Raw genomic sequence first — 25,324 nt, 5'->3', positions numbered from 1 at the left:
AGTCTGCGGCAGTTCGCCAGCGGGTTCATCGGGTTGCAGAACCACAGCGACAACGACCGGATCGAGTTCCGCAACATCCGGGTGAAGGAGCTGTAGGTCGAACCAGAGCCGGCCGGGACGGGCGAAACGCCCGCCCCGGCCGGTTTTCCGTTTCCCGGCCGGCCCGTGCGCTCGTTCAGCAGCTCTCGGCGAGGCCGTTGAGCAGCAGCCGGTCCGCCCGGGAGAGCCCGTCCGGCCCGATGATCAGCGACGCGGTGCTTCGGTAGGTGGCGAACACCGAGGCGAGCGTCTCGCACACGTACTCGTCCCACGACTGGCTCTCGTGGGTCCAGCTCGACTCGTCGGTCAGCAGCTCCGCGGGGTACCCCCACGTCCGGGCGGCGCCCAGGCGCGGAGTGTCCATGACGACAACCGGGCGGAACCCGCCGGTGAGCACCTGCAGCTCCGCGATCTCGCGGACGATGTCGTCGACCTGGTGGTCGTGGACGCCCAGCAGGACGACGACCACCACCGGCAGCCGCTCGCGGCCGACGCCCGAGATCAGGTTGCCGGCGCCGACATCGAGCGGCGTGTGCTGGTCGGCGTCGATGTCGAAGACACGGTGCACCACGGCGCGGGCGGTGGTGCTGTTGCGGATACGCGGCACCATGGTGCGGCGCGCGTAGCGGTAGCCGGGGAGCTTGCGGACGTGCCGCATGACTCGGCGTGGTCTCGGTCGGCCGGTGTTCACGACGGATGATCGTGCCACGGATGCTCCCTGCTCGGAAACGTCATCACACCCCGGCCAGTTCGGCGAGCCGGGCCGCGGCATCGGCGGCGCCGTTGCCGGGATCGACGTCGGCGACGTGCTTGACCATCTGCTCGCCACGTTCGAGCAGCTCACCCAGCAGCGGTACGGCGAGCTCGGTGGTGACGGCGTCCAGTTGGTGCACCCACCCCTGCCCGGCCGCGAACCGGGCCCGGGCGTGCTGGTCGTCCAGGGCGGTCGACCGGTTGGGCACGAACAGCGAGGGCACGCCGAACCGCAGCAGCTCGTGGAACGAGTTGTACCCGGTGGCACTGATCGCCAGGTCGAACGCGTGGTAGTACCGCGACAGCGGGAACTCACGGACCAGGTGGACGTCATCCATCGCGCCGCCGTCAACGGCGATCTCGGGCCGGGTCACACACACCTCGACGTCCAGCTGGCGCAGGGCGGCGACCGCGGCGCCGACGTCGCCGCTGGTGTCGTTGATGTTGCCCGCGCCGAGTGAGACCAGCGCCAGACGCGCGGACGGGTCGAGCCCGAGCGCGCGGCGGGCGTCGGTCCGGTCGTCGAGATCGTCCGGGTCGAGCAGCGTGACCGGGCCGACACGGTGCGCCGGCGCGGTCGCCGTCACGCCGCGGTCGGCCGGCGACGCGAGATCGCCCGGCTCGATGACCAGGTCGAACCATTCCGCCTTCTTGAGCTGCTCGCGGTTCTTCCCGGACCGCCACAGCCCGCGGCGCGACCACACCCACGGGATGTCCGGATGTTCGGAGCGGACCATCGAGATGCCCTCGTACGGCCAGGTTCCGTCGAACACGACGAACCGCGGCCGGACCCGCTCGATGGTCTCGGCGACGCGGGTGGCGAAGTACCGATGCCAGCGCCCGGGCTCCAGCCCCGCAGCGGCGGCCGACGGCAGGTACTGGTACGGCAGCCCGAACGACGCGACCACCGGGGCGGCCTGCGACAGCGAGAAGAAGTGCGGCTCGAGCTGCGGCCGGCACCGCAGCGCGTAGGCGAGCAGGCGGGTGAGATGGCCCATGCCCGCGCCGTTGCTGCTGATGAACAGCGCCGCCGGGGAGGGCGCCGTGGCGGGGTGCGACGGCGTGGGCACACGACGCGTGACCGGCGGGCTGCTCGGCGCGCCGATGATCCGTTCGAGCCGGGCCACGTGCGCCTCGTGACCGAACCGCTCGCGCGCGGCGCGCAGCGCCCGCGAGGCCTGCGCCGCGTAGGCGTCGGGGTCCGCGTGCATCGACTCGACGACGGCGCGGACCTCGTGCGGCTCGGCGTACAGGGCGGCGTCGGCGAACACCGGCTCGAAATGCGGCGGGAGCACCGCCGGGACGCCGGTGGCCAGCGCCTCGAGGATGGTCCGGCCGAACGCCTCGACCCAGTTCGGGTTGTGGAAGTAGACGAAGAAGTCCAGGGAGGCGAGGAAGTCCCGCGGGCTCATCGTCCCGAACTCCAGGACCTCCCACCCCTGCGGGATGCGGCCGAGGACCTGCTCGGCGGGCTCGGCGCCACCCAGGACGCGCACCGTCCACGAGCCGTCGTCCGGGTACACCGCGCGCAGCGTCGCGGGGTCGGACGGCCACTTCTGCGGTGAAGAGCGGCTGTGCCTGCCGACGACAGGCCGTCGAGGCGGTGCGGCCGTGCCGTCGGCGTCCCCGCGCCGTCCCGGCCGCTGTGGCCGCTGCTCGGCCGGCACCTGCCAGGCGTCGACGTCGATGATGTTGACCCAGTCGTGGTCGGTCATCGACGCCCGCGGGACCCGTCCGGCGATGGCGGCGCGGACCAGCGGGCCGATCGGCGCCCAGATCGGTTCGGTGCCGAAACTCCGGTGGGCGATCTCGTGGACGGTCCCGGGGTCGTAGTGCTCGTGCCCGTCGATGTCGGAGGGACCGGCGTTCGCCACGATGACGACGTGGTCGGTGTGCACCGGTGGCAGCTGATCAGCGGCGTGCTGGAGCACCGCGGGGTGGCGCACGACGACGACGCGGGCGTGCACCGGTTCCCGGCCGATGAGCAACGCCGCGTGCCCGGCCTCGACGGATCGGCGTATCAGCGGGTTGACCGCGGAGACCCTGGCGACCAGCGGGCCGTTCAGGGTGACCAGGCCGGTGGTGTAGCCGGCGTGTGCCTGTGCGGTGACCTCCTCGGCGATACTGTGCGACGTCCCGCCCGGAAAGCGCAGGTCGGAGACGTCGAGCACGTCGACCGTGCGCCGGGCGCTGCGATCATGCGTCGACGGGGCCGCGAGGGCGCGGTCGAGTTCTGGCATGGCTCCACATGGTGTCACAGTCGGGGGTGTCCTTGGATGTGGACGGCAGCTTATGCCGCGGGATTCACGACGGCGTCGACGCGCTCGGTGTCGACCCTGGCCGCGCGGCCGTCGGGGTCCTCGTGCCGCACGAGTACCGCCGAGCCGCCGACGACCAGCGGCACCAGCAGCGCGTCGAGCAGGGCCGTACCGAGGTCGTCGGTGCTCACGAGCAGCCTGGCGCCGCTCGGCAGGCCGAGCTGTCCGGCGCGATCGTGTGCGCGGGCGACCAGGCCCGCGAGCGTGTGCGTGGTGCCCTGCTGCTCCAGGGCCGGCTCGTCCGGGTCCGGCGGCATGATCGGGGTGAACTGGTCCGGATAGCCCGGTACCTCGACCGCGTAGTCCAGCGCACCGTCCGGCAGCCCGGTGGTGAACGGTGCGCCCAGCGGCCGCAGCGCCAGCGCGACCAGATCGGGCGAGCCCAGCCCGGCGGCGGTGTCCAGTGTGTCCGGCCCGGCGACGGTGACCTCGGCGTCGTCCGCGGGGTCCAGGACGGCGCAGGCGCCCACCGACCAGCACGCGCATGCCCAGGCCAGCGCCTGCCAGTGCGCCGGAAGCAGCAAGCACACCCGTTCGCCCGGCTCGACGGACAGCCCGCTCGTGAGCATGCCCGCTGTCTTCGCGACCCAGTTGTCGACCGTCGTCGCCGACAGCTCGATCCGCTCGCCGGTGGCGTCGTCGTAGAAGGTCAGCAGTGGGCGCGCGCCGTCGCGGTGCACCTCGGTGCGGAGCATGCCGGCCGGTGTGGACGCCGTCGCAGTCATGCTCGCCAGCCTACGGTCCGGGGCCGGCCCGGTGCTCTCCCCGAACGACCCGGGCCGGGTTGTCGGTGGTCTGGGGCACCATGGAGGTGCGGGAATCGACGACGGGGGACGGACTGCGAGACGAGATGATCAGCACGACGTGGCGGCCACGGCACCCGGTCGACGTGGTGGCGACGCTGTCGGTGCACCGGCGCGGGCCGTACGATCCCGCGTTCCGGGTGGACGCCGGTGGGCGGGTGTGGCGGACCTGCCGGCCGGGCGGCGAGGCCGGCACCGTGTGCGTCGAGGCCGACGGCCGCGGCGCGGTGACGGCCACGGCGTGGGGGCCGGGCGCCGCGGCGGCGCTGGACGCGGTGCCGGCGTGGCTCGGCGCGCAGGACAACCCCGAGGGGTTCCGGCCGGTGCACGACCCGCTGCGGCAGGCGCTGCGGCGCGAACCCGGGCTGGTGGTCGGGCGCACCGGCCTGGTGGTCGAGGCGCTCGTGCCGGCCATCCTCGAGCAGAAGGTCACCAGCGTGGAGGCCTACCGCGGGTGGGCGGCACTGTTGCGCCGGCACGGCGAACCCGCACCCGGCCCCGCGCCCGAGGGCATGCGGGTGCTGCCGTCGGCGCCGGCATGGGTGCGCATCCCGTCGTGGGACTGGCACCGCGCCGGGGTGGGCCCGCAGCGTTCGCGCACCGTCGTCACCGCGCTGCGCCACGCCGCGCGGCTGGAAGAGATCGTGACGATGTCCGCAGCCGACGCCGACCGGCGGCTGCGGGCGGTCCCGGGCATCGGGCCGTGGACGTCGGCCGAGGTGCGCCAGCGCGCGCTCGGCGACGCCGACGCGGTCTCGGTGGGTGACGCGGGGCTGCCGCATGTGGTCACTTACTCGCTGACCGGTCAGCGGCGCGGCAGCGACGAGCAGATGCTCCGGCTGCTGGAGCCGTACCGCGGGCATCGGTACCGCGCGTGCCTGTTCCTGATGAACGCAGGGGTGCGGCCGCCCCGGCGTGCGCCGCGTGCGCCGCTGCGCGACTTCCGCGCGATGTGACGTGACGGGCGCGGACGCGTCCGACCCGACGGGCCATGCCGCCATGTCCTCGCGTCGACAGTCAAGTGGCAAAGCATCGTCAGACGTCGCGGCACCACCGCGATGCGCCCGGTGTGGTTCTCGGCCGTATCGGTGTGGCGGTGATGTCGTCATGACAGCAGCAGGTCCACACCATTCCCGCCAAGCGACAGCGGATTCACACCGTGGCCGGGCGCAGGTGCGTCGGGAGCGGCGCGTGTCAGCGGGTCACGATGGCGTCGTCGTCGAGCGACGGGTGCGGTGCGTCACCGGCTTCAGCGGCGTGCCCCACGGCCAGGATCCCGGCCGGCGTCCATCCTGGTGGCAGGTCCAACGCCGCTGCCGCGGCCGACAGCGCCGGTGTGGGGAACAGCCACGCCGACGCGAGGCCGTCCGCGCTCAACGCCACCATCAGGCCCTCGACGGCCGCACCGAGCGCGACCAGCGCGTCCAGGTCGGCGCGCACGAGGCAGGGCACGACGTAGCAGGGCGCGTCCCGGGCGACCCCGGCGTCGGCGCCGTCCAGGGCTTCCGCCAGGGCGGTGCACCCGGCCTTCGACGTCACCAGGACGGCGCGCCACACCGGCTCGGTGTCCGGCGCGGGTGCGGTCGACGCCGTGCGCACCGCCCGCCGGACCAACTCGTCGTCCACCGGGCGGTCGTCGAAGCGCTGAGCGGTGCGCCGTCCGGTGACGGCGGCGCGCATCGCCTCCGGCGTGCCGAGACGGAACCGGTCCTCGGCCATCGGGCGCAGCAACGGCGTGCTGCCGGGGTCGTCGGCGTCCTCGTCCAGGACCAGGTGCGCCAGCCCGCGCACCAGCGCCACCGGCACCCCGGCGAGCTTGCCCCGCACCAGCTCGGACGCCGCAGCCAGCTCGTCGGCCACCGCGACCACGGTGACGCCGAGGTCGTTGCCGTACGGGTCGCTGCTGCCGCGCAGGTCGTCGGCGGCGAGCACGCCGGCCGTGCCCACGGCGAAGTCGGTCACGCCGTTGCGCCAGGCCCGCCCGGCGGTGTCGGTGACGACCACGCCCACCCGGACCCCGAAGCGCCGGCGCAGCCCGTCGCGCAGCGCCCGGGCCGACGCGTCCGGGTCCTCGGGCAGCAGGACGACGGTTCCCGGGTCGACGTTCGACGCGTCGACGCCGGCCGCGGCCATGACGAAGCCGTGACGGGTCTCGGCGATGCTGGTGCGCCCGCGCGGGGTCGTCCATTCCGAGACCGTCCGGACCGTCTCGGCGTCGATGGCCTCGTCCCGGTCGACGCCGGTGCGCACGCGGCCCTCGGCCTTGCTGACGATCTTGCTCGTGACGACGACGATGTCGCCGTCGGCGAGCGGTGCTGCCTCCACGGCCGGGGCCAGGAGGTCGACGAGGTCGTCGCCGGGCCGGACCTCGGGCAGGCCGGGAAGCCCGACGACCTCGAACCGGGGCTGTGCGGCGGTCATGCGCCGGACCCCTCGCGACGCTCGGCGGCCAGCTCGAGTGCGGTCGAGGCCATCGCCGCGGTGGCGGGCACGTCCCGCATCAGCAACGGCACGGCGCGGCACCGCACGCCCGACGACTCGACCGCCGCGACGGCCTCGGCGTCGGCCTCGTCGACCAGCCAGCCGTCGAGGACGTCGGCGAAGATGCCGGCGACGTCGGATGCGGTTGCGGGGACGCCGATGACTCGCAGGGCGGCGTCGGCCATGCCGCGCACGGGCGCGCCGCCGACGATCGGCGAGAGCCCGACGACCGGCGCCGTGGTCGCGGCGACGGCGTCGCGCACACCGGGAACGGCCAGGATCGGCCCGATGCTGACGACCGGGTTGGACGGCGGCAGCAGGACCACGTCGGCGTTCTCGATCGCCTCGAGCACCCCTGGCGCCGGGGCCGACCGGTCGACCCCGACCAGCACGATCCGTTCGGCCGGGACCTCGGCGTGCAGCCGTATCCACCACTCCTGGAAGTGGATCGCCGACGGCTGCGTGTCGCCGCCGTCCTCCGGCCGTACGACGACGTGCGTCTCCACCCGGTCGTCGGTCATCGGCAGCAGCCGCACGCCCGGACGCCAGCGATCGCACAGCGCCTCGGTGACCGCGGACAGCCGGTAGCCGGCCGCGAGCATCTGGGTGCGCACGATGTGCGTGGCGATGTCACGATCGCCCAGCGTGAACCATTGCGGCTGCGCGCCGTAGGCGGCCAGCTCGTCGGCGACGGCGAACGACTCGCCGGCGCGTCCCCACCCCTGTGACTCCTCGACTCCGCCGCCGAGGGTGTACATGACGGTGTCGAGGTCCGGGCTGACGTGCAGGCCGTGCAGTGTGATGTCGTCAGCGGTGTTGCCGATGACGGTGATGTCGGCGTCCGGTGCGGCGTGGACGAGCCCCCGGAGGAACCGGGACGCTCCCACACCACCGGCCAGTACGGTGATTCTCAGCACACGAAGAGACGCTACCCGGTGTGCGTGAGCCGACGGACGACGGTGCGGACGGGGTTGGCGGCGGCTCCGGATGGCCTCTATGCTCCGCGCACGGCTTCCGGACGCCCCCGCCGCGACGGGGTGCGCGCGGGTAGCGAAGACAGGCGAACAGAGATCTCTAGCATGGTTCCGCTTGACGAGCGGGGATTGCGGGCATGTAATTTCATACGTGTCGTTCGGTGGCTTCGCGTACTCGACCAACGTGAAGCCACTTCGGGGGCCGGCTTCAGGGCCGGACGAGGTCGAAGGAGGCGAGCCATGACCGAGTGGGACGAGATGGACCTGCTCTTGGGCGACGCCGAAGAGATGAGTTGGCAGGAGCGGGCGCTGTGTGCCCAGACCGATCCGGAGGCGTTCTTCCCCGAGAAGGGCGGGTCGACCCGGGAGGCCAAGCGGGTGTGCCTGGGGTGTGACGTGCGCTCCGAGTGCCTGGAGTACGCGCTCGAGCACGACGAGCGGTTCGGCATCTGGGGCGGCTTGTCCGAACGGGAGCGGCGCAAGCTGAAGAAGCGCGCGGTCTGACGGCGCCGGCCACACCGGCGGGGGTGTGACGGCCGTCGAAGGCGGTGCCGTGCGCGGGTTCCGGGCAGGCCGCGAGCGGCCGCGCTCTGCCGAAAGCCCGATCTGCGCGTAGTCTTGTCGGTCGACGCGTAGACGACCCAGACGAGCCCGTACCGGGCGCGATCGAATGGGTGTGCGTCACACAGACCTTTCGATAACCGCCGGACAAGACGAGGCATGGCCACCGATCCATTGACCGCGACCGACAGCGCCGCGAACGACAGCGCTGCCACCGGCCCCGGGCCGTACACCGACCCGGGGGTCGGCACCGACGCCGCACTGGACGCCTTCGCGGGCGACATGCCCGACTCCGCGCCGGTCGACCCGACGGAGCTGCTGACCCACGACGTCACCGCCGTCCTCGTCGGCCACAACGGAAGCCGCTGGCTGCGCGAGACGCTCGACGCGCTGGCGGCGTCGCAGCGGATGCCCGATCGGATCCTCGCCGTCGACACCGGAAGCAAGGACGAGACACCGCGGCTGCTGACCGACGCGCTCGGTGCTCCCGCCGTCGTCTCCGCGGACCGCACCGTCGGCTTCGGCGAGGCCGTCGCGATGGGTGTCGCCGCCGCCGACGAGTCCGCCCGTGCCGCGTACGGGTTCGGCGCGGGCGGCGCGCGGCGCACCGAGTGGGTCTGGGTGCTGCACGACGACAGTGCCCCGGCGCCGGACGCGCTGGCGCGCCTGCTCGAGTGCGCCGTCCGCCACCCCGAAGCCGGCATCATCGGCCCCAAGGTCCTCGACTGGCGCGACGGGCGCCAGCTGCTCGAGATCGGGCTCACCGTCACCGGCGGTGGGCGCAGGCACACCGGTCTCGACCGGCGTGAGTACGACCAGGGCCAGCACGACGCCACCCGCGAGGTGCTCGCGGTCGGCAGCGCCGGCATGCTGGTCCGCCGCGACGTCTGGGACGAGCTGGGCGGCTTCGACGAGCGTCTCACCCTGTTCCGCGACGACCTCGATCTGGGCTGGCGCGCCAACGAGGCCGGACACGCGGTCGTGGTCTGCCCGGACGCGGTCGTGCACCACGCCGAAGCCGCGGCGCACGGCCGGCGCCGGCTCGGAGCCACCCGTGACCGCCCGCACCTCGCGGACCGGCGCAACGCCTTGTACGTCCTGCTGGCCAACGCGCCACGGCGCGCACTGCCGCTGGTCATGCTGCGGATCGTGCTCATGGGCCTGGGCCGGTCCATCGGGTTCCTGCTGGGCAAGCAGCCGGCACTCGCGCTGGAGGAACTGGCCGCGCTGCTCTCGGCCGTCGGTCGTCCGGACAAGCTGATCCGGGCGCGCGCCCGGCGCCGGCGAACCCGGGTGCGCTCCGCCGGCGAGATGCGCGCGCTGTTCCCGCCTCGTGGTCAGCAACTACGCCACACCGGCGAGAACGTCCTCAGCATGGTCACCGGGGCCGGTGGCGGAACCGGGCACGACGTGTCCGGCGGCCGCCGGGCCGTCAGCGAGTCCGAGGACGACGAGCTGCCGGAGAGCGACGACACGTTCCTGCTGCGCATCCTGCTGCACCCGGCGGTGTTGCTGGTCGCCGGACTCGTGGTCGCCACGCTCGTCGCGGTGCGCGGGCTGATCGGCTCGGGACGGCTGATCGGTGGTGCGCTGCTGGCGTCACCGAGCGCGGCGGGCGACGTGTGGCAGGTCTACACCGAGTCGTGGCACGGTGGCGGGCTCGGCAGTGCCGCCGCCAGCCCGCCTTACCTGGCGGTGCTCGGGCTCGTCTCGTCCGTGGTGCGCAACGCCTCGGTGGCGGTCGACCTGCTGTTGCTCGGGTCGGTTCCGCTGGCGGCCGTCACCATGTACCTGCTGATCCGACGCCTGGTGTCGTCGAAGCTGCTGCGCGTGTGGGTCTCGGGGACCTACGCGCTGCTGCCGGCGACCACCGGCGCGATCGCCGCCGGCCGGCTGGGCACCGCGGTCGCGGCCGTGGTGACGCCGCTGCTGGTGCTCGCGGTGCTGCGGACCATGGGCACGCCCGGACGGTCCGGTCCGGGACGCGCCGCGTGGAGCGCGGGTCTGCTGTTGGCGTTGACGTCGGCGTTCGTGCCGCTGGCGTGGGTGCTGGCGGCGGCGCTCGGACTGCTCGCACTGGCGACGATCTTCCGCGACCGCCGGTCACTGGTGCGTGTCGGCGCCATGCTCGTGGTGACGCCGGTCGTGTTCGTGCCGTGGACCGGAAGTGTCCTGAGCGATCCCACGCTCCTGCTCACCGAGCCCGGCCTACCGGGCCCGGGACTGTCGGACACCGAGCTGGCGCCCTGGGCGGTGCTTCTGCAGCATCCGGGCGGGCCGGGCGCCGGCCCGGTGTGGCTCGGCATCGGGGTGGTTCTCGCCGGATGGGCCGCGCTGTTCCGCCCGGACCGGCGTCTGCGCGTGCATGCCGCGTGGGCCGTGGCCGGGGTGGCGCTGGTCGCCGGTATCGCCGTGTCGAGGCTGCCGGTCAGCGGGCCGACACTGGAGACGCCGGTCTCCGGCTGGCCGGGCTACCCGGCCGTCGTCGTCGGCGGGGCGCTGCTCGTCGCCGCGGCGATCGGCGCCGACGGTGCGCGGGAGCGCCTGTCCAGCGCAAGCTTCGGCTGGCGTCAGCCGGTGACCGTCGTGGTGGTCGCGGCGGCCGTGCTCACACCGGTCGCCGGGCTGGGCTGGTGGGTGGCCGACGGTGCCGGCGAGCCGGTGCAGCGGCGCGACCCGCAGATCCTGCCGGCCTATGTTGCCGACGAGGCGGCCCGGCCGGACCGGGTGCGCACGTTGGTGCTGAACACCGCCGACGACGGGCGGGTGACCTACGCGCTGCTGCGTGAGTCCGGTCCGCGGCTCGGCGACGCCGCCACCAGCCCGCCACCGGAGGAGTACGGCCCGCTCGACGATGTCGTCGCCGACGTGGTCTCCGGCCGGGGTGGCGCCGACGGAGCCCGGCTGGCCGAGTTCGCGGTCCGCTACGTCTATCTCCCGGCGCCCTACGACCCGTCCCTGGCGGACACGCTGGACACAGTGCCCGGTCTGGTGCGTGCCTCCGCCCCCGAAGGCGCGGCGATGTGGGAGATCAACCAGCCGGTCGCGCGGGTGTGGGTCGCGGAGCCGCCGGCGGCGGGCGAGACCGATGCCCCGCTGGCCGACGAGGACGCCGAGATGGTGACCATCCCCAGCGGGAAGGTCTCGGCCTCCGGCAGCATCCCGGAGGGCGCCGAGGGCAGGCGCGTCGTCCTCTCCGAGCTCGCAGACTCCGGCTGGACCGCGCGGCTCGACGGGCGCGAGCTCGAACCGACGACCTACGCGGGCTGGGCACAGGCGTTCAGACTCGGCCCCGATGGCGGCGAGCTGACGGTCGAGTACGAGGGCAACCGCCGGGCCGCGTGGCTGTGGCTGCAGCTGGGCGCCGTCGTGGTGGCCGTCGTCCTCGCGCTGCCGGGGATCCGGCGTGAGCGCGGTGCCGTCGACGACGCCGCCGACATCGACCTGGACGAGTCGTCGCCGCGGTTGCCGGTGCCGCAGGTGGCCACGGCGGGCGCGAGCACCGACGACGGCCGGGAACCGGGTGAGGCGGCTCCGGGTGAGGCGGCCCCGGGTGAGGCAGCCCCTGCGGAGCCCGTGCCGGGGACGAGACGCCGGCCGGGCCGCCGCCGCGGCGGAACCGGCGCACCGGCGACCGAGCAGCCCGTGGCGCAGGACCCGCAGCCGGCCCAAGACGTGGCACACGACCCGCCGCCCACCCGGCCCGTGGCCGAGGACCCGCAGCCGACCGGGCAGCTGACGCCGCCTCCGCCCGGCTGGGACCCGTTCGAGCGGTCCGGAACCGCGGGCCGCCGGTCCACCCGCCGAGAACGGCGACAGGACGCCGGATCCGACGAAGGGGCCGCCCCGGAACAGCCTCGGGAGCCGGACGAGGCCCCCGGCGCCGAGCCGGTCGACGACGACGCCTCCTACCGGGGACGTCGAGCCGGCGGACGGTCCGACGATGCCGAGACCGACGGCGGGGGGACCTACCGCGGCCGCCGGGCCGCAAGCGGCAAACGCGCCGGTGGCCGCCGGGCCAAGGGACGCCGCGGAGGGGAGGACTCGTGATACGCACCGGATGGATCGGCCTCGGCACCGGCGCGGCCCTCGCGATCGTGCTCGGGGGCGCGACGCTCGTCGGCCCGCCGGAGTCCGTGGTGAGCGAGCACCCGAGCGTCAGCAAGCCCGTCGTCCGCTCGTCGGTGGTGTGCCCGTACGTGGACGGCGAGGACCAGGGGGCCGGAGTCGCGGGCGTGCTCGCGCTGCCCGGAGTCGACACGCCGCAGGCCGCGGACGGCGAGCAACCGCCGATCACCGCGGAGCGGCTCGCACCCGCACCCGCGCCCGGCTCGGATCAGCCGCCGGCGTCGGCGGACGAGAACGCGGAGCCGGAGTTCACGGTCAACAGGCGTGGCGTTCCCGTGATCCGGGAGGTCGAAACCGGCGAGGCGACGTCCCTCGCGGTCACCGGGTCCGGGAAGCTGGCACCTGGTCTCGCCGGTGAGCAGTCCCTGCTCGTGCAAGAGACCGACCTGCGCGGCATCAGCACGGCGGCCTGTACCGAGCCGAGACGAGAGCACTGGTTCGTGGGCGGCTCGGGACAGGTCGGGCGTCGCGGGCGGGTGATCCTGGCCAATCCCACGGACGTCCCGGCCGTCGTCGACATCGAGCTGTGGGACGAGGCTGGTCCGCTCGACGCGCCGGGCACCCAGGATGTCGCCGTGCCCGCCCGTGGGCAGCGGGTGTTCCTCCTGGACGCGCTCGCCCCCGGTTCGAAGGCCACCGCCGTGCACGTCACGACCAACCGCGGGCAGGTCGCGGCCGCTCTGGAGATGCGCGAGAGCGACGAGATCACCCCGATGGGCATGAGCTTCGTCCCGGTGGCGTCCGGGCCGTCCGAGCGGATCCTGGTCCCCGGTGTGCCGGGGCACGGGCAGCGCACGTTGCAGATCCTCGCGCCGGGTGACACCGACGCCATCGTGTCGATGCAGATCCTGGGACCCGACGGCGCGTTCAGCCCGCTCGACCAGGACGTCCTGACGGTGCCGGCGGGCACGGTGATGAACGTGCCATTGGAGGCCGTCGGCGGCGACCCCTCCGGCGTGCGGCTCGAGAGCGACCAGCCGATCACAGCGGGCGTGCGGATGGTGGAGTCGCCGTCCGACGACGGGCTGCCGGAGATCGCCTACACGGCGGCGACACCGCCGCTGGACGGGCCGGCGCCGGCGCTGCTGAGCCGCGCCTCCTCCGGGTTCACCAGCCGGCTGATGATCAGCTCGGTGGTCGAGCGGCCCACTCGAGTGCGCGTGCGCACGCTGAACGCCGACGGGGGCGAGGTGTCCGCGCAGAAGGTGAACATCGCTCCGGGCGCCACCGTCCCGGTCGAGCTGACCGCCCCGGAGGGATCGCCGCGCGCCACCGTGATCGTCGAGCCGGAGCTGCCGGGCAGTGTGATCGCGGCCCGCGAGATCGCTGGGACGGACGACGACGGCGCACTGTCGGATCTGATGCCGTTGGTCGCTCCGACCGTCGACGTCGAGGTCCCGGTGGTGGTCGGTGAACTGCCGGAGGTTCCGGAGCCGACGTCGCGGTCGGACTAGACGTCCACTCCGGTGCGTGGGCTCATGCCTCCGGGCCGCGACCGTAGGCGGGGTCGATCTCCTCGGGCTCCACGCCGAACAGCTCGGCGACCTGTTCGATGACGACGTCGCTGACCAGCGTGCGCAGCTGCCCCTGCCGGAGCACGCGGGTCTCGACCGGACGGCGGAACACCACCACGCGTGCCGGCAGCGCACCGGTGGCCGCGAACGCGCGCGCCAGCGGTACCCACGGGTGCTCCCAGTCGTCCAGCGAGGGGACGTCCTCGACCGCGAACTCCACCTTGGCGAGCTGGTCCTGCCATTGCTCGTCCAGCCGCTCGACCGCGTCGATGACCAGCTCGTCGAACCGGCGGGCACGGGGGACGGCAAGCGGCGAGTCGCTGGGCGCCAGCGACCCGCGCATGCCCCTGCCGTGCCGGTCGCGGCGCACCCGGGGGAGCGTGACCCCGGAGGGCCCGTCCGGACCAGGTGTTCGTCGGTTCATGGTGGGCAGACTAGCCCGTTCTGCGGTGTCTCCGGGGCGAGCCCCACCCGGCGCCGGCGCGGCGAGTTGGCGTCGAGACACCGCCACTTGGCGTGCCGCGGCTCCACTGCCCCCTCCGGGACGCTAGCCTTCGACGTGTGAGCCCCACGCGTCGCTGTTCCCGATCGGCCTGTCCGCGGACAGCCGTGGCGACGCTGACGTACGTCTACTCCGACTCGACGGCCGTGCTCGGCCCGCTGGCCACGTATGCGGAGCCGCACAGCTACGACCTGTGCGCCGAGCACTCCGACCGGCTGGTCGCCCCGCGCGGGTGGGAGGTCATCCGGCTGGCACCGGACCCGGCCGCGCTCGGGCCGAGCAACGACGATCTGCTGGCACTGGCCGACGCGGTCCGCGAGGCCGGCCGCCGTCCGGAGCCGAAGCAGCAGCGGCCCAGCAGCGGTGAGAACGGCGGGACGCGCCGCGGACACCTCCGCGTGCTGCCGGACCCGGACGGCTGACCGGCGGCGCGGCGCCTCGACGGCACCGCGCCGCCGGTGCCGGCTACCGCACGTAGACCGTGCGCCGGTCGTGCTGGATCCGGGTGCCGCCGTAGAACGACGCGGAACGGTCTCCGCTGGTGACGTACTCCAGGTAGTAGGCCCCACCGTCGTAGGTCTCACGGGGACCCCCACGCCGGAACGTGACGTTGCCGGTCTCGCCCCGGTACTTCACGAACCGCCCGTCGAAGTTGAAGCGCAGGTACTCGTCCGCCGCGTCCCACGTCTGTGGACCGACCATGCCGTCGACGGACAGGTCGCGGCGGTCCTGCCACTCCTCGGTCGCCTCCTTGGTGTTCGGTCCGAAGCGTCCGTCGAGGCCGTCGCTGGACAGCAGGCCGTCGGCCATCAGAATGGCCTGCCACATCAAGACGGTGTCGGTGTTCCACGAGTTGGAGCAGCCGTGGCACAGGCTGCCGCCCAGCTCCCGGGCGTGGTCGCCGAAGTCGTCCAGGATGACCCCTCCGCCGTCGACGTACTCCGTGCTGTACTTCCCCGAGTTGTCGAATGCGTGCGCCGGTCCGGTGAACGCTGCCGTCAGCGCGATCACCGCGGCGGTGACGGTCCACTTTCGCATGGTGCCGGTCCCTTCCCTCGGATGCGTGGTCCCCGGCGCGCACGGCTCCCGTCGATCGACGTTCGACCGTCGACCAGTCGTGCGCGCCGAGGAGGACACCTCACCAAGGCGTGGATTCCGTACGGTTTCCGATCGCTTTCACCCCCGGCCGCGCACACGGGCCGGCGTCGTCGGCTACTGGTCTGCGAGCAGTGCGCGTACGGCTGCGGCTTCCGGCGCTCGCAGGGTGTCGAACCGGTGGAGCGCGTCCTGCAGGAGCGCGACGCCGCGGGAGCGCTCGTGTGGTTCCGCGGTGGTGAGCAGGGCGGTGCCGAGGACGCGAAGGGCCCGGGCCAGGCCCAGGTAGTGCTCGGTGGTGCGGTGGATCGCCACGGCCTCCTTGCCGTGCCGGGCCGCCTCGCCGGTGTGGCCGGCGGCGAGCTCGGCCGCCGCCAGCGAGGTGAGCGCGTCGGCGCGATACACCCGATGGACGTCACCGGCGAGGTCGATTGCCGCACGGGCATGCGACGCCGCGGCTCGGTGATCACCGGCCGCGAGACGCGCTTCGGCGAGACCGCGCAGCGCGTACGACCCCTCCGGGTGCAGACCGGCGGCCTCCGCGATGCCCGAGGCGCGCTCGAACTCGTCCGCCGCGGTGTCGAGCTCACCGCGCATCAGGTGGCAGAAACCCGTCTCGGCGCGGGTGTCCGTCTGCAACCGGGGGATGGCCAGCCGCTCGGCCAGGTGGTGCGCGGTGGCCAGATCGTCGAGGGCGTCGTCCACCCGGCCGAGCGTGCGGTGCCACTCGGCCCGGGCGCTCATGAACACGCACTCGGCCGCCGGGTCGGCGTGCAGGGCGACCAGGCGGTCGGCACGACGGAGCGTGTCGTCCAGCCCGTCGAGCTCGCCCAGCTTGAGCCGCGTCAAGGTCACGTTGATCAGCGCGCTGCGCGTCGTCTGCCCCTCGTCCAGGGCCAGGATCTCTTCCCACCGACGTACCGCGCCGCGCAGGTCGCCGCGGTGCATCGCGACCACGCCCAGATGGTTGAGCGCCAGGGCCTGGCCGGCGTGGTCGCCGATCTCGCGCTGCAGGGCGAGCGAGCGCTCCAGGCACGTGGCGGCCGCGGCGTACTCGTTCGCCCGCGCCTTCACCACGCTCGCCAGGTAGAGACAGTACGCCTGGACAGGCTGGTCGCCGACGCTCTCGGCGTGTTCCAGCACCTCGGTCACGAGGTCGTCGGAGACCGCGGACCCGGCCAGGCTCCGCACGGCACCGAACTCGGTCAGGGTGTGCGCGATCGCGTGCCGGTCGCCGGCGTCGCGCGCCGCGTCGACGGCGGTACGCAGCAGCGGAAGGACGTCGGCGAGGAACCCCCGGCGCGCCAGCGGGATCGCCGTTCCCAGCACGAGGTGCCACGACCACGGCTCCCACGACCGGCGCTGCGCCGCGGCTCGCGCGGCGGCGGCGATGTTGCCGAACTCGGCCCGCAGCCACGCCACCGCGTCGGACTCGCCGCCGAACGCGAGCTCGGGGACGCCGCCGGACAGCCCGGGGCGCGGAGGCCGGCGCGGGTGCGACCGCAAGGACCACCAGGCGGCCTCCTTGCCCTGGTAGTACCAGGTGTACAGGCGGCCGAGAGCGGCCTCCCGGTCCGCCGGCGGCGCTTCGGTGTCGACGACGCTCCGCACGTACTCGCGTAGCAGGTCGTGCAGCCGGTAGCGGCCGGCCGCGTGTTCGTCGACCAGGTGCGTGCCGGCCAGGCGGCGCAGCTCGGCACGGGCCTGCGCCGGCGGCGCACCGGTGAGCGCGGCCACGGCGTCGACGGTGACGTCGGCGCCCGGCACCAGCCCGAGCAGCCCGAAACACCGCCGGGTGTCCGCGGCGAGTCGCTGGTACGACAGGTCGAAGGCAGCGGCCACCGCGGAGCGTTCGTCGTCGTCGAGAGCGAACATCGACAGCCCGCGCTCGCGCAGCTCCCGGACGTAGTCGTCGATCGGGCGGTGCCGTTCGTCGCCGAGCTGCGCGGCGGCGATGCGCAGCGCCAGCGGCAGCCCCGCGCACTCGTCGATCAGCGCGCCGGCCGCCGCCGGCTCGGCATCGACGCGAGCCCGGCCGAGCAGCCTGCTCAACAGCTGCCGAGCCTCGGCCCCGGTCAGGGTGTCGATGACGATGCGATGCGCGCCCTCACCGGCCACCAGGGCGGGCAGCCGGTTCCGGCTGGTGATCAGCGTCATGCACCCTGGGGTCGCCGCGAGCAGCGGGCGCACCTGCTCCGCGGACGCGGCGTTGTCCAGCACGACCAGGATCTTGCGGCCGGCCAGCAGCGACCGATAGCGGGCCGTCGCGGCGTCGGTCGAGTCCGCCACCTGCCCCGGATCCGAGCCCAGGCCGCGGAGTAGCTGTCCGAGCGCCTCGGTGGGGTGCAGCGACGGCGCCGTGGCGTGCCCGCGCAGGTCGACGTAGAGCTGGCCGTCCCCGAACCGGTCCGCGGCACGGTGCGCGAACCTGAGGGCCAGCCCGGTCTTCCCGACGCCGGCCATACCCGAAACCACGACGGTGGCGGCCTCGTCCGACCGGATGGTCACGTCGTCCAGATCGGCCAGCTCGCCGTCGCGGCCGACGAACGCGCCCGGCACCGGCGGTATCTGCGCCGGCGCTACCTGCTCCGTCGCCGCGGCCGTCGCGGTGTCCGGCTCCGGCTCGCCGGCGGCCCCGGCGAGCAGCCCGGGGTCCTCGGCCGCCATGGCGTCGTGCAGTTCGCGTAACTCGCGGCCGGGCTCGACACCCAGCTCCCGGTCGAGCCGACGGCGGGCCGCGCGATAGGTGGTCAGCGCCCGCGCCTGCCGCCCGGACCGGTACAGCGCCAGCATGAGCTGACCGATCAGCCGCTCGCGCAACGGGTACTCCGCGGCCAGTTCGGTGAGCTCCGGCACGATCTCGCGCGCACGTCCACGCGCCAGCTCGGCCTCGTAGAGCTCCTCGCCGGCGATCAGCCTGGCCTCGGCCAGCCGCCGGGCGTCCGCGGCGACCACCACCGGGTCGTCGACGTCGGCGTACGGCGCGCCGCGCCACAGCGCCAGGGCGGTACGCAGCGTCGCCGTGACGGTGTCCAGGTCGTCGGCTTCGCGGGCGGGGCGCGCGTCCGCGTGCAGCGTGCGGAACTCGGCCGCGTCGAGTTCGCCGGCGCCGATCTCGAGGAGGTAGCCGTCCGGCACGCCGACGAGCCGGTCCGGCCGGTCGAGCACCCGCCGGAGGCGGTGCACGTGGACCTGCAGGCTCTTGCCGGGGCGTTCCGGGAGGTCGTCTCCCCACAGCACCTCGGCCAGGACCTCGGTGCCGACCGTGCGGTTCGCGCGCGTGAGCAACGCCGCGAGCAGCCTGCGCCGCAGCTTCGACACCGGCCCGACCACGCCCGAGCCGTCCACGGCCCGTACCGGGCCAAGTACCTCAAAGCGCACGGGCGACCTCCGCGGCGACATCATGCCCGTGAAGCGGCTCTGTGCCGCCCCCGGGTCCACGATCCGGACCGGTGCGCCGCGCCCGAGCCGGGCGTGCGGACACGAACGGAGTGCACGCGGCCGGCAACCGCCGGAAGGTAGTGTCGCCTGCGTGCATGACCTCGATGCCATCGTCAAGGCGTACGACATCCGCGGCGTCGTACCGGACCAGCTCGACGACGCGACGGCCGCGGCGCTCGGGGTTGCCGCCGCCGAGGTCCTTGCACACGGGTCCGGCGCCATGGTCGTCGGGCACGACATGCGTGCCTCCTCGCCGTCGCTGGCCGACGCGTTCGCCGCCGGTGTCACCGCTGCCGGCGTCGACGTCGTGAACGCCGGGCTGACCAGCACCGACCAGCTCTACTACGCCAGCGGTGCGCTGGATCTGCCGGGCGCGATGTTCACGGCGAGCCACAACCCGGCCCGCTACAACGGCATCAAGTTGTGCCGAGCCGGCGCGGCGCCCGTCGGACAGGAAACCGGCCTCGGCGAGATCAAGGCATCCGCGGAGAAGTCGCTGGCCGAGGGGGGCCCGAGCCGGCCCGCGTCGTTGCCGAACGCACGCCCCGGCACCGTCGAACACCGCGACACGCTGGGCGACTACGCCGCTCACCTGCACGGCCTGGTCGACCTCACCGGGATCCGCCCGCTGACCGTCGTGGTCGACGCCGGCAACGGGATGGCCGGGCACACCGTCCCCGCCGTCCTCGGCACCGGTGGCGTCACCGTCGTGCCGCTGTACTTCGAGCTCGACGGCACGTTCCCGAACCACGAGGCGAACCCGATCGACCCGGCGACACTGGTCGACCTGCAGGCCACGGTGCGCGAGCGTGGCGCCGACCTCGGGCTGGCGTTCGACGGCGACGCGGACCGGTGCTTCGTCGTCGACGAGCGCGGCGCCGTCGTGACGCCGTCGGCGCTGACGGCGTTGATCGCGGTCCGCGAGCTCGCCCGGGTACCCGGCTCGGCGATCGTGCACAACCTCATCACCTCCAGAGCGGTCCCCGAGATCGTCACCGAACACGGCGGGACGCCGGTGCGCACCCGGGTCGGGCACTCCCTGATCAAGCAGACGATGGCCGAGACCGGGGCGGTGTTCGGCGGCGAGCACTCGGGGCACTTCTACTTCCGCGACTTCTGGCGCGCCGACTCCGGCATGCTGGCGGCCCTGCACACGCTGGCCGCACTGGGCGCGGACCCGCAGCGGCGGCCGCTGTCGCAGCTGCTCCAGCCGTACGCGCGCTATGCCGCGTCCGGCGAGATCAACAGCACGGTCGATGACGCCGGCGCCGCGACCGCCCGGGTCGAGGAGTCGTTCGGCGCCGGACCGGGCGTCAGCTGTGACCGGCTGGACGGGCTGACGGTCGAGCACGCCGCCGCGCCGATGTGGTGGTTCAACCTGCGCCCGTCCAACACCGAACCGCTGCTGCGGCTGAACGTCGAGGCCGCCGACGAGGCGACCATGGCTCGCGTGCGCGACGACGTCCTGGCCACCATCCGGGACCGGCGGAAAGGACACCCATGAAGCTCGATCCGATCCTGGTGGAGATCATCGTCTGTCCGTCCTGCCGGAGCCCGCTCCGGCAGGACGACGACGCCGGTGAGCTGGCCTGCACGGGGTGCGCGCTGAGCTACCCGGTGCGTGACGACATCCCGGTCCTGCTGGTGGACGAAGCGCGGCGCCGGAACGGAGCGTGACCGCACGTGTTCTTCGACTCAGCCCTCGACGACACCAACGCGTTGAGCGTCATCGATCCGGTGCTGCGCGACATCGCCGGGTGGGGCGCGGAGGTCCGGCGCGCCGGGATGGCCGCCGCTGATGCGCTGGCCGAGATCGACCGCGACGACCGCCCCCGTGCGGTGGTCGCCGGCGGCCCGAACGGCCGGCTGTTCCGGGCGGTGCTCGAACCGATCTGCCCGGTGCCGTTCGTGGCCTGGCCGCACACCGGCCTGCCCGGCTGGGCGGGCCCGCTCGATCTGGTCATCGTGGTGTGCCCGGGCGGCGTCGGCGAGGAGGAGCTGTCGGCGGTGGCCGAAGCGCGGCGGCGGGGGTGTGCGCTGCTGGTCGCGGCCCCGGTCGACTCGCCGGTGTACGACGCCGCACAGGGGCGTGGCACGACGTTCGTGCCGGCGGGCAGCCTGGACCCGACGGCGGTCGCGGTGCCGGTGCTGGGGGCGCTGCACCGGATGGGACTGGGCCCCGAGACCGACGCGCCCGCGGTCGCGGACGCGCTCGACGACGTCGCCGAGCGGTGCGGCCCCGGCGTGCCGTCCGACCGGAACCCCGCGAAAGAGCTGGCCCTGGTGCTGGCCGACGCGAACCCGGTGGTGTGGGGCGGCTCGGTGCTGGCGGCCCGGGCGGCGCGACGGGTCGCCGACGCGCTTCGCTCGGCGAGCGGACGGCCGGTGGTGGCCGGCGACGACGACCAGATCGTCCCGCTGCTGCAGGCCGCCCCCGAACCGGACGTGTTCGCCGACCCGTTCGAGGACGGCGCCACGGCGGCGCGCCCGACGCTGGTGATCCTGGACGACGGCGCCGAGGAGTCGTCGGGCGGGCCCGCCCGCGCCCGGCTGGAGGCTGCGGCGGAGCAGGGCTCGGTACGCGTCCAGCAGGTGCGCGCCGTCGACGGCCCCGGCATCGGCCGTTTCGCCGCATTGCTGGCCACCGGCAGGTTCGCCGCGGCGTACCTGGCGCTGGGCCTCGGCCGCCCCGCGTAATCAGCACCGAGCGGCCGGTAACACGCCCCGGCCGGTGGCCTGTCAACCGTCCGACGTTACAGAGAGCCACGAAGCCGAGCCGGTCACGCGGGTGGCGGGCCAGTCGCGCATCGCGAGATCAGCGCACGAGGCGCACCTGTACGTCGATGTCGAGATCAGCCCACGCACGGTCGGCTGTCAGAGCTTGAACGCCCATACGAGCCGCGAGCGCGAGGCAGCATCGATCACCCAGCGAGAGTCCCGCATGCCGGGTCTGCGGGAACAGTCGAGCGGCCGTCGCCGCGTCGTCACGAGTCAGGGGTTCGATCTCCAGTCCGAGCAGTCTCAGCAGGTCGCCCTGGCGCGTGGCGTCGCCACCATGGAAGGTGATCTTCTGCAGGGTCTCCGACCAGTTGGCCGCGCAGACGAGCCCGGACTCCAGCGCGTCTTTCACCGACTCGTGACCCGGCTCGGCATACAGGAACGTGAGAATGGCGGAACTGTCGAGGACGATCACCGGGCGGCGTCCGATTCGCGCTGTTCGTCGTCGGCTTCGGAGCGTCGCTGGGCTATCAGGTCGTCGACCACACTGCCTCGAGTGGTGCGAGAGACCTGCGCTTCCTTCTGTACTCGAGCGGCGAGGTGGTCGCGGTCTTCCAAGATGAGTCGTTCGTCTTCGACGTAGGCGACGAGGTGCGACCCAGGCTCGATGTTCAGCTCACGCCTGAGTTGAACAGGTATCACCACTCGCCCCTGATCGCTGACGCTGAGGACGGCTTGTGTCATGTCACGAGTATAGCTGGCACGACTGAGCTGTCGTTCCATGACGATCGGCATAGTGGCACGCCAGGGGGTAGGTCTGCGTTGCCCCGACCGTGATCAGCGTGACGCCACGGCGGTTATAAGGTTCGGTCCGTGGCTGTACTTCTGGACAATCCGGTGCGTTCGTATGCGTGGGGTTCGCCGACCGTCATCCCGGAGTTGCTCGGCCGCCCGGCGACCGCCGAGCCGCAGGCCGAACTCTGGGCCGGGGCGCATCCCGGCTCACCGTCGACGGTGGTGGCGGACGGGCGCACGCTCGATCGTTACATCGCCGACGATCCGGAGGCCGCGCTCGGCGCGTCCACGGTGCAGCGGTTCGGACCGCAGTTGCCGTTCCTGCTCAAGATCCTCGCGGTGCAGCGTCCGCTGTCCGTGCAGGTCCACCCCACGGTGGAGCAGGCGCGGCAGGGGTATGCCGCCGAGGACGGGGCGGGCGTCTCGCTGGACTCGCCGCAGCGTTCGTACCGCGACCGCAACCACAAGCCGGAGATGGTCGTCGCGCTCACCGAGTTCGAGGCGCTGATCGGCTTCGCCGATCCGCTGGCCGGTGCCGAGCGGCTGGAGGGGTGTGCGCACGCAGACCTGGTCGGGGCCGGCGCCGTGCTCCGCGAGCCCGGCGGGCTGGAAGTGCTCGTCCGCCGCTGGATGACGCTGCCCGACGGCGCCGCCGACGATCTGGTGGCCGCGCTGACGGCCGAGGCCGCCGTGCGCCACGACGACGGGGCCTTCGAGCTCGTGGCTCGCTTGGCGCGGGAGTACCCCGGCGACCGGGGCCTGCTGCTCGCGTTGCTGATGGAGCACGTCCGGCTGCGGCCGGGCGAGGCGGCCTTCGTGCCGGCCGGCGTGCCGCACGCGTATCTGTCCGGCGTCGGAGTCGAGCCGCAGGCGAGCTCGGACAACACACTCCGCGCGGGGCTGACGGCCAAGCACGTCGACGTCGCCGAGGTCCTGCGGCTGCTGCGGTACGAGCCGCACGGCGGTGTGCGCGTGCAGCCGCAACCGCTGCGGCCGGGGGAGCGGGCCTATCCGGTGCCCGGGCTGGAGGAGTTCCTGCTGACGGAGGTGGAACTGTCGGCGGACGGGGTCGCGTCCGACGGCGTCACGGTCGAAGCGCCGGCGCTGGTGCTCCTGGTGGAGGGCGAGGCCTCGGTGCGCGCCGGCGCCGACGAGGTGAGTGTCGAGCGTGGCCGGGCGGTCTTCGTCCCGGCAGCGGACGGCTCGGCGCGGCTGCGCGGTACCGGCGTGGCTTTCACGCTCGTGCCTGGCTCTGATACGGCACGATAGTCGCGCGGGCCGCCGTGGCAGGCGGATCCGCCCGTCACGAGGAAGGCGCAGCACACGATGGCCAGTAGCGGTGGTACGAAGGCGGTTCTCGCGGCGCTGCTGGCGAACATGGGCATCGCCGTGACGAAGTTCGTCGCGTGGGCGCTGACCGGTGCGTCGTCCATGCTCGCCGAGGCGATCCACTCGCTGGCGGACTCGGGCAACCAGGTGCTGCTGCTGGTCGGCGGGCGCCGCGCGCAGCGCAAGGCGACACCCGAGCACCCGTTCGGATACGGGCGCGTGCGCTACGTCTTCGCGTTCATCGTCTCGATCGTGCTGTTCAGCGTCGGTGGGCTGTTCGCGCTCTACGAGGCGTTCCACAAGTACGAGGAGGTGCATGCCGGGCACCCGAACGAGCTGCTCGAGAGCCGCTGGTGGTGGGTGCCGGTGGTGGTGCTCGTCGCCGCGATCGTCATGGAGACGTTCTCGTTCCGCACCGCCATCATCGAGTCGGACAAGGTGCGCGGCAACCGGTCGTGGGTGCAGTTCGTCCGCCGGGCCAAGTCGCCGGAGCTGCCGGTCATCCTGCTCGAGGACCTGGGCGCGCTGGTCGGGCTGGTGTTCGCACTGGCCGGCGTCGGTCTGTCACTGGTGACCGACAACGCCTACTTCGACGTCGCCGGTACGGCCGCGATCGGTGTGCTGCTCGTCGTCATCGCGGTCGTGCTGGCCGTGGAGATGTCGAGTCTGCTGATCGGCGAGGGCGCCGTCCAGGAGAAGGTCGACGCGATGGTCGCGGCGCTGCACGACGTCGACGGCGTGGACCGGGTGATCCACATCCGCACCCTCTACGTCGGCCCCGAGGAGCTGCTGGTGGCGGCCAAGATCGCCGTCCGAGCCGATCAGGGCGGGGACAGCATCGCCGCGGCCATCGACGGTGCGGAGGCGCGTATCCGCGAGGCGGTCCCCGAGGCCGTGCACATCTACCTCGAACCGGACCTCGACCGGCCGGTTGCCGCCCCGGAAACCTGACATCTCCGCACAGGGGCTGCGTAGACCCCGGTGCGCGGCGTAGACTCGGTGGCGTCCCGACGGCGCAGGTGATGCCGAGGATCCAGAGGGGTCGCGCCGGATCGGCCCGCCGCCGAGCAGCGGCGGTGTCGCCGGTCCGCCACGCTCGCTGCCCCGATGGAGGTGCGCCAATGTCCGTCGACCACAGGTCCATCGACTACAAGGTCGCAGACCTTTCGCTGGCCGAATACGGCCGCAACGAGATCCGCCTCGCCGAGCACGAGATGCCGGGTCTGATGGCGATGCGCGCGGAGTTCGGCTCCGCGAAGCCGTTGAGCGGCGCCCGGATCACCGGATCGCTGCACATGACCGTCCAGACGGCGGTGCTGATCGAGACGCTGGTGGCGCTGGGCGCACAGGTGCGCTGGGCGTCGTGCAACATCTTCTCCACCCAGGACCACGCGGCCGCGGCTGTCGTCGTGGGGCCGGCGGGGACACCTGCCGAGCCGGCGGGCGTCCCCGTCTTCGCGTGGAAGGGCGAGTCGCTGGAGGAGTACTGGTGGTGCACCGAACAGGCTCTGACCTGGGCCGACGGTGGGCCGAACATGATCCTCGACGACGGCGGCGACGCGACCATGCTGGTGCACAAGGGGGTCGAGCACGAGAAGGCCGGCGCCGTGCCGTCCGCTGACGACAACGACCCGGACGAGTGGAAGGTCGTCCTGGGGCGGCTGGCGGGCTCGCTCGCGGAGAATCCCGGCCGGTGGACGGGGGTGGCGGGCGGCATCCGCGGTGTCACCGAGGAGACCACCACCGGGGTGCACCGCCTCTACGAGATGCAGCGCGATGGTGACCTGCTGTTCCCGGCCATCAACGTCAACGACGCGGTCACCAAGTCGAAGTTCGACAACAAGTACGGCTGCCGGCACTCGCTGATCGACGG

General features: G+C 73.3%; 21 protein-coding genes. 11 read left to right on the top strand and 10 right to left on the bottom strand.

What is annotated here, in order from left to right; translation table 11 throughout:
• Positions 1 to 175 precede the first annotated feature (175 nt).
• The 3 genes from CLV30_RS25450 to CLV30_RS25440 form a co-directional block, all read right to left on the bottom strand.
• Positions 176 to 697, bottom strand: a complete 522-nt coding sequence (locus CLV30_RS25450) for a hypothetical protein (protein WP_106540059.1) — start codon at positions 695 to 697, stop codon at positions 176 to 178.
• Between the two features lie 76 nt (positions 698 to 773).
• The gene (locus CLV30_RS27105) at positions 774 to 3,032 is read right to left on the bottom strand and encodes a glycosyltransferase (RefSeq protein ID WP_205740955.1); all 2,259 of its coding nucleotides are present in this window, start codon (positions 3,030 to 3,032) and stop codon (positions 774 to 776) included.
• A gap of 50 nt (positions 3,033 to 3,082) precedes the next feature.
• Entirely contained in the window at positions 3,083 to 3,835 is a 753-nt protein-coding gene (locus CLV30_RS25440; RefSeq protein ID WP_106540058.1) for a TIGR03089 family protein, read from the bottom strand.
• Between the two features lie 125 nt (positions 3,836 to 3,960).
• Here CLV30_RS25440 and CLV30_RS25435 point away from each other — a divergent pair, with 125 nt between their 5' ends.
• Positions 3,961 to 4,869 carry a DNA-3-methyladenine glycosylase family protein gene (locus CLV30_RS25435; protein WP_106540062.1) on the top strand — a complete coding sequence of 303 codons (909 nt, stop codon included), beginning with the start codon at positions 3,961 to 3,963 and terminating at the stop codon, positions 4,867 to 4,869.
• Between the two features lie 238 nt (positions 4,870 to 5,107).
• Here CLV30_RS25435 and CLV30_RS25430 read toward each other — a convergent pair whose 3' ends face one another.
• Positions 5,108 to 6,334: a coenzyme F420-0:L-glutamate ligase gene (locus CLV30_RS25430; protein WP_106540057.1), complete on the bottom strand. Its 1,227-nt coding sequence runs from the start codon at positions 6,332 to 6,334 to the stop codon at positions 5,108 to 5,110.
• On the bottom strand, positions 6,331 to 7,308 hold the full coding sequence (cofD, locus tag CLV30_RS25425) for a 2-phospho-L-lactate transferase (protein ID WP_106540061.1): 978 nt from the start codon (positions 7,306 to 7,308) through the stop codon (positions 6,331 to 6,333). Before cofD ends, CLV30_RS25430 begins: the two co-directional genes overlap by 4 nt.
• A 300-nt stretch (positions 7,309 to 7,608) precedes the next feature.
• On the opposite strand from cofD, the gene CLV30_RS25420 reads away from it, so the two are divergent.
• From CLV30_RS25420 to CLV30_RS25410, 3 genes are all read left to right on the top strand, one after another.
• Positions 7,609 to 7,872, top strand: coding sequence for a WhiB family transcriptional regulator (locus CLV30_RS25420; RefSeq protein WP_106540056.1), 264 nt, complete (start codon positions 7,609 to 7,611; stop codon positions 7,870 to 7,872).
• A gap of 216 nt (positions 7,873 to 8,088) precedes the next feature.
• A complete protein-coding gene (locus CLV30_RS25415; RefSeq protein ID WP_106540055.1) occupies positions 8,089 to 11,979 on the top strand; it encodes a glycosyltransferase family 2 protein in 3,891 nt (1,296 codons plus the stop codon).
• Entirely contained in the window at positions 11,976 to 13,511 is a 1,536-nt protein-coding gene (locus CLV30_RS25410) for a DUF5719 family protein (protein ID WP_106540054.1), read from the top strand. The genes CLV30_RS25415 and CLV30_RS25410 overlap by 4 nt, the downstream gene beginning before the upstream one ends.
• Before the next feature lie 22 nt (positions 13,512 to 13,533).
• Here the strand turns inward: CLV30_RS25410 and CLV30_RS25405 are convergent, their stop codons facing one another.
• Positions 13,534 to 13,995: a metallopeptidase family protein gene (locus CLV30_RS25405; RefSeq protein WP_106540053.1), complete on the bottom strand. Its 462-nt coding sequence runs from the start codon at positions 13,993 to 13,995 to the stop codon at positions 13,534 to 13,536.
• A 137-nt stretch (positions 13,996 to 14,132) separates the two neighbouring features.
• Between CLV30_RS25405 and CLV30_RS25400 the strand changes: the two genes are divergently transcribed.
• Positions 14,133 to 14,495, top strand: coding sequence for a DUF3499 domain-containing protein (locus CLV30_RS25400; RefSeq protein ID WP_106540052.1), 363 nt, complete (start codon positions 14,133 to 14,135; stop codon positions 14,493 to 14,495).
• A 43-nt stretch (positions 14,496 to 14,538) separates the two neighbouring features.
• Here the strand turns inward: CLV30_RS25400 and CLV30_RS25395 are convergent, their stop codons facing one another.
• Both CLV30_RS25395 and CLV30_RS25390 read right to left on the bottom strand, forming a co-directional pair.
• Positions 14,539 to 15,111, bottom strand: coding sequence for a peptidoglycan-binding domain-containing protein (locus CLV30_RS25395; RefSeq protein WP_106540051.1), 573 nt, complete (start codon positions 15,109 to 15,111; stop codon positions 14,539 to 14,541).
• 174 nt (positions 15,112 to 15,285) lie between these two features.
• Positions 15,286 to 18,549 (bottom strand): AfsR/SARP family transcriptional regulator, encoded by a 3,264-nt coding sequence (locus tag CLV30_RS25390; RefSeq protein ID WP_205740954.1) that lies wholly within the window; start codon positions 18,547 to 18,549, stop codon positions 15,286 to 15,288.
• A 151-nt stretch (positions 18,550 to 18,700) separates the two neighbouring features.
• On the opposite strand from CLV30_RS25390, the gene CLV30_RS25385 reads away from it, so the two are divergent.
• The 3 genes from CLV30_RS25385 to CLV30_RS25375 are packed head-to-tail and all read left to right on the top strand — an operon-like array spanning position 18,701 to position 21,306.
• Positions 18,701 to 20,113 carry a phosphomannomutase/phosphoglucomutase gene (locus CLV30_RS25385; RefSeq protein WP_211300118.1) on the top strand — a complete coding sequence of 471 codons (1,413 nt, stop codon included), beginning with the start codon at positions 18,701 to 18,703 and terminating at the stop codon, positions 20,111 to 20,113.
• Positions 20,110 to 20,286: a Trm112 family protein gene (locus CLV30_RS25380; RefSeq protein ID WP_106540048.1), complete on the top strand. Its 177-nt coding sequence runs from the start codon at positions 20,110 to 20,112 to the stop codon at positions 20,284 to 20,286. Before CLV30_RS25385 ends, CLV30_RS25380 begins: the two co-directional genes overlap by 4 nt.
• A 6-nt stretch (positions 20,287 to 20,292) precedes the next feature.
• Positions 20,293 to 21,306 carry an SIS domain-containing protein gene (locus tag CLV30_RS25375; protein WP_106540047.1) on the top strand — a complete coding sequence of 338 codons (1,014 nt, stop codon included), beginning with the start codon at positions 20,293 to 20,295 and terminating at the stop codon, positions 21,304 to 21,306.
• Between the two features lie 118 nt (positions 21,307 to 21,424).
• Here CLV30_RS25375 and CLV30_RS25370 read toward each other — a convergent pair whose 3' ends face one another.
• Positions 21,425 to 21,802, bottom strand: coding sequence for a type II toxin-antitoxin system VapC family toxin (locus CLV30_RS25370; RefSeq protein ID WP_165358683.1), 378 nt, complete (start codon positions 21,800 to 21,802; stop codon positions 21,425 to 21,427).
• Entirely contained in the window at positions 21,799 to 22,071 is a 273-nt protein-coding gene (locus CLV30_RS25365; protein ID WP_165358682.1) for an AbrB/MazE/SpoVT family DNA-binding domain-containing protein, read from the bottom strand. Before CLV30_RS25365 ends, CLV30_RS25370 begins: the two co-directional genes overlap by 4 nt.
• 129 nt (positions 22,072 to 22,200) lie before the next feature.
• Here CLV30_RS25365 and manA point away from each other — a divergent pair, with 129 nt between their 5' ends.
• From manA to CLV30_RS25350, 3 genes are all read left to right on the top strand, one after another.
• A complete protein-coding gene (gene manA, locus CLV30_RS25360; RefSeq protein ID WP_205740953.1) occupies positions 22,201 to 23,391 on the top strand; it encodes a mannose-6-phosphate isomerase, class I in 1,191 nt (396 codons plus the stop codon).
• A 57-nt stretch (positions 23,392 to 23,448) separates the two neighbouring features.
• Positions 23,449 to 24,402 (top strand): cation diffusion facilitator family transporter, encoded by a 954-nt coding sequence (locus CLV30_RS25355; protein WP_106540044.1) that lies wholly within the window; start codon positions 23,449 to 23,451, stop codon positions 24,400 to 24,402.
• 170 nt (positions 24,403 to 24,572) lie between these two features.
• On the top strand, positions 24,573 to 25,324 hold a 752-nt coding region (locus CLV30_RS25350), incomplete at its 3' end, for an adenosylhomocysteinase (RefSeq protein WP_106540043.1).

Origin of the sequence: Haloactinopolyspora alba (genome assembly GCF_003014555.1) — a bacterium.
Taxonomy (GTDB): domain Bacteria; phylum Actinomycetota; class Actinomycetes; order Jiangellales; family Jiangellaceae; genus Haloactinopolyspora; species Haloactinopolyspora alba.
Note: the sequence above shows the minus strand (reverse complement) of the source record. Positions and strands in the feature narration are given on the sequence as shown.

Bases quoted from the DNA above. Each gene is read 5' to 3' on its own strand.
- CLV30_RS25450 (WP_106540059.1), bottom strand. From the start codon at position 697: ATGCGGCACGTCCGCAAGCTCCCCGGCTACCGCTACGCGCGCCGCACC.
- CLV30_RS27105 (WP_205740955.1), bottom strand. From the start codon at position 3,032: ATGCCAGAACTCGACCGCGCCCTCGCGGCCCCGTCGACGCATGATCGC.
- CLV30_RS25440 (WP_106540058.1), bottom strand. From the start codon at position 3,835: ATGACTGCGACGGCGTCCACACCGGCCGGCATGCTCCGCACCGAGGTG.
- CLV30_RS25435 (WP_106540062.1), top strand. From the start codon at position 3,961: ATGATCAGCACGACGTGGCGGCCACGGCACCCGGTCGACGTGGTGGCG.
- CLV30_RS25430 (WP_106540057.1), bottom strand. From the start codon at position 6,334: ATGACCGCCGCACAGCCCCGGTTCGAGGTCGTCGGGCTTCCCGGCCTG.
- CLV30_RS25420 (WP_106540056.1), top strand. From the start codon at position 7,609: ATGACCGAGTGGGACGAGATGGACCTGCTCTTGGGCGACGCCGAAGAG.
- CLV30_RS25415 (WP_106540055.1), top strand. From the start codon at position 8,089: ATGGCCACCGATCCATTGACCGCGACCGACAGCGCCGCGAACGACAGC.
- CLV30_RS25405 (WP_106540053.1), bottom strand. From the start codon at position 13,995: ATGAACCGACGAACACCTGGTCCGGACGGGCCCTCCGGGGTCACGCTC.
- CLV30_RS25395 (WP_106540051.1), bottom strand. From the start codon at position 15,111: ATGCGAAAGTGGACCGTCACCGCCGCGGTGATCGCGCTGACGGCAGCG.
- CLV30_RS25380 (WP_106540048.1), top strand. From the start codon at position 20,110: ATGAAGCTCGATCCGATCCTGGTGGAGATCATCGTCTGTCCGTCCTGC.
- CLV30_RS25365 (WP_165358682.1), bottom strand. From the start codon at position 22,071: ATGACACAAGCCGTCCTCAGCGTCAGCGATCAGGGGCGAGTGGTGATA.
- CLV30_RS25355 (WP_106540044.1), top strand. From the start codon at position 23,449: ATGGCCAGTAGCGGTGGTACGAAGGCGGTTCTCGCGGCGCTGCTGGCG.